This is a genomic window from Streptomyces laculatispora, from assembly GCF_017353455.1.
In the GTDB taxonomy this organism is placed as follows: Bacteria; Actinomycetota; Actinomycetes; order Streptomycetales; family Streptomycetaceae; genus Streptomyces; species Streptomyces laculatispora.
Genome location: NZ_JAFMPZ010000280.1, coordinates 1 through 4,370, shown reverse-complemented (window position 1 = coordinate 4,370; position 4,370 = coordinate 1). Strand labels below are relative to the sequence as shown.

4 protein-coding genes and 1 pseudogene are annotated in these 4,370 nt (G+C 75.0%); all 5 read right to left on the bottom strand.

Features of this window, described 5'->3' with window-relative positions; all coding sequences use genetic code 11:
- Positions 1 to 380: pseudogene (locus J1C73_RS15520) on the bottom strand (hypothetical protein); the annotation flags it as partial.
- A gap of 2 nt (positions 381 to 382) precedes the next feature.
- A complete protein-coding gene (locus J1C73_RS15515; RefSeq protein ID WP_242644226.1) occupies positions 383 to 652 on the bottom strand; it encodes a MarR family winged helix-turn-helix transcriptional regulator in 270 nt (89 codons plus the stop codon).
- A gap of 107 nt (positions 653 to 759) precedes the next feature.
- Positions 760 to 2,139 carry a type III PLP-dependent enzyme domain-containing protein gene (locus J1C73_RS15510; protein WP_207316891.1) on the bottom strand — a complete coding sequence of 460 codons (1,380 nt, stop codon included), beginning with the start codon at positions 2,137 to 2,139 and terminating at the stop codon, positions 760 to 762.
- A gap of 106 nt (positions 2,140 to 2,245) precedes the next feature.
- The gene (locus J1C73_RS15505) at positions 2,246 to 3,931 is read right to left on the bottom strand and encodes a PucR family transcriptional regulator (protein WP_207316890.1); all 1,686 of its coding nucleotides are present in this window, start codon (positions 3,929 to 3,931) and stop codon (positions 2,246 to 2,248) included.
- A gap of 148 nt (positions 3,932 to 4,079) precedes the next feature.
- On the bottom strand, positions 4,080 to 4,370 hold a 291-nt coding region (locus J1C73_RS15500; RefSeq protein WP_207316889.1), incomplete at its 5' end, for a family 1 encapsulin nanocompartment shell protein.

Below are 4,370 nucleotides of genomic sequence, written 5' to 3'. Positions count from 1 at the left end.
GGGCGGTGTCGGCCCCGGACCCGGCCGCTGCCGGAGCCGACGCCCGTGCCGCCGGGTCCGGGGCCGACACCGCCCGTTCCCACCCCGCCGGGCCCCTCGCCCGATCCGATCCCGCAGCCGCCCGCGCCGAATCCCGAGCCGGTGCCGCCGCCGGAGCCGGAGCCCTCGCCGGTCGGCGCACCGGCCGCCGCTCCCGCCTCAGCCCCGGCCAGTACGGCGCCGGCCCGCGCGGTGACACGGCCGGCACCCGGCCCGCCGCGGCCAGGTCCTCGGCCGGCAGGTCCGCGTGCGGCCGGGCGGTGCAGCCGTTCCAGGACGGCGCGCGTGGCGTAGTGGGCCTGGCCGATGACCTGGCCGTTGACGGTCGGTCCGGCGGACATGGCTACTCCTTCATGGAAGGTTCGGTCACCGCGGGGACCGGTACGTCGAGCAGCGCCGTCAGCATCTGGGTGAACGCCTCCGCGTCCGGGCCGTCCAGGGCACCCAGCGGTGCGAGCGTCCCGTTGACGAGCCGGTGCACCACCTCGACCGCCCGGCCCGTCACCGGGTGTCCCTCGTCCGTCAGCGACAGCTGGACCGCCCTGGTGTCCGAGGGGTCGCCGGCGCGCCCGACGAGCCCGGCGGCCTCCAGACCGCGTGCCGGTTTCGACATGCAGAGGGGTACGAGCCCGGTGTGGTCCGCGAGCCCGCGTCGGCTCGGCCGCAGTCCCAACTGCCACATCCAGCAGGGATGCCAGCAGTGTCGAGGGGCTCAGGGGCTCATGGGCGCAGGTCCAGCAGGGCGTCGGCGTGCGCCAGGCCGCTCTCCGCCGAGATCGACTCCAGTGACTGGGCGTCGCGCACCGCTGCGAAGCGGACCGCGCGGCCGTCCTGCCCGGTTTCCCCGGACGTCCCGAATCCGTATACCGCGGGCCGCGGCAGGCTGTTGTAGGACCACGGGGTGGAGAAGTAGTACGCACCGGTGTCGTACAGCACCACGTAGTCGCCCGCCCGCAGCTCCGGCAGCTCCCGGGCATGGGCGACGACGTCACCGGCGAAGCAGCACGGTCCCGCGATGTCCTGGACGAGCGACGGCCCCTCCTTCGGGCGGCCCTCGGCATCGAACGCGCCGACCCGCAGCGGCCAGGCGCCCGGCATGAAGACGGTCCGGGTGGCGGTCTGGGCGCCTGCGTGGGTGAGCGCGATACGGCGGCCGCCGGCATCCTTCGTGTACTCGACCAGCGCGCCGATGAAGCCGTTCTTGGCCATCAGGGACCGGCCGAACTCGGTGATCAGCGCATACCGGCCGTCGAAGAGCCCGGGAACCGCCTCGCGCAGCGCCGCCACGTACGCGGCGAAGGTGGGCCGTACCGAGTCGTCGGCGAAGTTGACCGGCAGGCCGCCGCCGATGTCGAGACCGGTGATCTGCCGGGTGCCGAGCCGGTCGTTGATCTCCTCGGCCAGCCGGTACGTCTGCGCGATCCCGTCCGCGATCAGCTCCAGCGGGCAGCCCTGCGAACCGACATGGGCGTGCAGCCGGGTCAGCCAGGGGTGCGCGGCGAAGGCCTCCACGATCCGCTCGCGCGCGCCGGGGTCGCGCAGCGCCACGCCGAATTTGGAGGTCGCGGTGGCCGTGCTCATCGCCCCGATGGATCCGCCGCCGACCTGGGGGTTGACCCGGAGCCCGATGGCGGACACCGAATTGGCGGGCCGCAGCGCGGCGATGCGGTCCACCTCGTCGAGGTTGTCGGCGTTGAGCGCCACACCGAGCCCGAGGGCCCGGCGGATCTCCTCCCGCGTCTTGGCGGGGGAGTCCAGGACGATCTTCGAGGGCGCGAAGCCGGCGTCGAGCGCGATCCGCAGCTCACCGGGGCTCGCGACCTCGCAGCCCATGCCGCACTCGGCGAGCAGCCGCAGCACGGGCACGAGCGACGCGGCCTTGGCGGCGAAGGTGTGCAGCACCCGGGGCGCTCCGGGCTCTCCCGGGGCTCCGGCCAGGCCGGAGAACGCGTCGTGGAGGGCGGCGACCGTATCGCGTACCCCGTCCGTGTCGACGAAGCCGGCGACCGGGCACGACTCGCCGAGCAGACCGGTGGCTACGGCGTGCCGGACCGCGGCCGCGACACGCGCGGAGGGGGCGGGCGTGGAGGGAAGGCTCATGGAGCGAGAGTCGGTGATGGGGGCCCCGCAGATCTCTGTCGAGCAGGACAACATCGGCACAGGTCGTTGGCCGGGCGGCCAACGACCGTACGAACAGGGGGCAAACCTATCCGGTGAGACGGACGGCGAGGGTGATGAGCAGCCTGGTGTCGGGGTCGTCCAGGTCCACGCCGAACCGCTCCCGGGCGCGTCGCAGCCGGTACCGGAGCGTGTTCGGGTGAACCACGAGCCGGGCCGCCGCGCGGGCGATGTCGCCCGACACTTCCAGATACGCGGCCAGCGAGCGGACCAGTTCGCCGCCGGCCGCGAGATCGGCCCGCACGAGGTCGTGCACCGGCCCGCTGCCCGACTCCCACACCGGCCGTACGGCATCCAGGACCCGTACGACGTCGAGCGAGGGACCGACGCCCGCGGCGTCCGCGTACCGCGCCCGGTCCGCCCGGCCGTGCCGGTCCGTCTCGCCGCCCCGGCGCGCTTCGCCGTCCCCGCCCGTCTCGCCGCCCCGGTCCGCACGTTCGCGCAGGACCCGCACGATCAGCGCGGCCTCCTCGCAGGAGGACCGGGCCCGCAGCGCTGTGGCTGCCACCGGGCCCGCGCCTGCCCGGACCGGAACCCCGGTCGGCAGGGACAGGGCCAGAGTGGCCAGCTCCCGGGCCAGCCCCAGCACGTCACGTTCCTGGCCGGTGTCCACCGGCAGCAGCACCAGCAGCCGGTCGCCGTCGCGCAGCACCCGCACCGACGGGCGGTACGACACGGCCTGGAGCGCGAGGACATCGAGCGTGCGGTCGCCCGCAGGTGCCCCGAAGTCGCGTTCGGCCACCACGACCGCACAGGCAGCGTCGGGCGAAAGACCCAGTGACCAGGCATGCGTACGAGCGTCCCCCTCCCCGTACAGCAGCCCCCTCAGCGCGAGTTCACTGCGGCGCGCGGCTCCGCTCTCGCGCAGCCGGTGCCGCACCAGATGGGGTGCGGCGGCCTCGGCGCCCCGGCGCAGCGCGTCCGCCGCCCGCGGGGACAGACCGCGCCCGTCCGCCGCCGCCCAGATGGAGCCGAGGACCTCGGGGCCGCTGCGGACCGCGACGACCAGGCGCTCCGGACCGTCGGCGTCCGCCGCTCGGTGGATCACGTCCCGGGACGTCCACAGGGCGCGCAGCATCCCGCTGCGGCGCAGTTCCGCCACCCGCCAGTCGGGCACCCGGCCGCCCAGGATGGTGGACCGGCGCAGCCCGTCGGCCTCCGGCCCGGTCGCGGAGTGGGCCAGGACCCGGAACCGGGTGTCTTCGATGGTGATCGAGCCCCCGGTGTACTCGGCGATGGCCGCGGCGAGGGCGGCCAGACTCTCCGCGCCGCCGTCCGGTACCGCGGCTCCCTCCTCGCCTCGGCCCGCCCGCGCACCGGCCAGTGCGGAGCGCAGCAGAGCCGCGGTGTCCGTCCAGTCGGCCCACTCCGCCCGGGTGAGCAGGGCGATGCCCGACTCCTCCGCGGCGGCCAGTACCTCCGGTGCGGCGGCCGTTCCCTCCGCGTCGCGCAGCACCACGCCGCAAGCGCCGCGCCGGGCGGCCTCGCGCACCGGCCCCGCCGCCCCGGCCGATGCGGCGGGCACACCCACCACCAGCACCAGGCACCCGTCGAGCGGCTGCGCGGGCCCCTCGTCCCCGACCGCCACGGCCCGCACGCCGACGTCCTGGCCGCCCGGGGCCAGCAGCAGCCGCAGCGTCCCGCTGTCGTCGAAGGCCAGGATCTCGCGCAGCGCGACCGCAGGCTCCGGTGGGATGGGCGTACGGCTCGTCATGGGAGCCGAGCATACGAGCGGCAGTCTCCCGGCCGGCCGAGGAACTGCCGCCCGTATCGGGCGACGACGCGACCGCACGGTCTGCCGCGTCGGAACGAGGCACCGGAACGAGGCGCCGGGACGCCGCGTCGGAACGGAGACGTCGGGATCAGGCGATGATCGGGACCACGGCCTCCGGCGTCAGCATCCGGAACGTGAACGACTGGTGGAAGTACAGAGTGACGGTCGTCGCGTCGTGCTCCTGATAGCCGATCGACAGATCCTCGCCGAGACACAGTTCGAAGTCGCCGCCGCGGGTGGACAGCAGCACCCCGCCCGCCACCGCGGGCGCCCAGAGGATCGGATCGTCCAGCAGCCGGGCCAGATGGGTGGAGACCGGGTATCCGTGGTCGGACGTCTCGGTCGCCTCCGTGAACGCGTCCGCGCCCAGCAGCAGCCG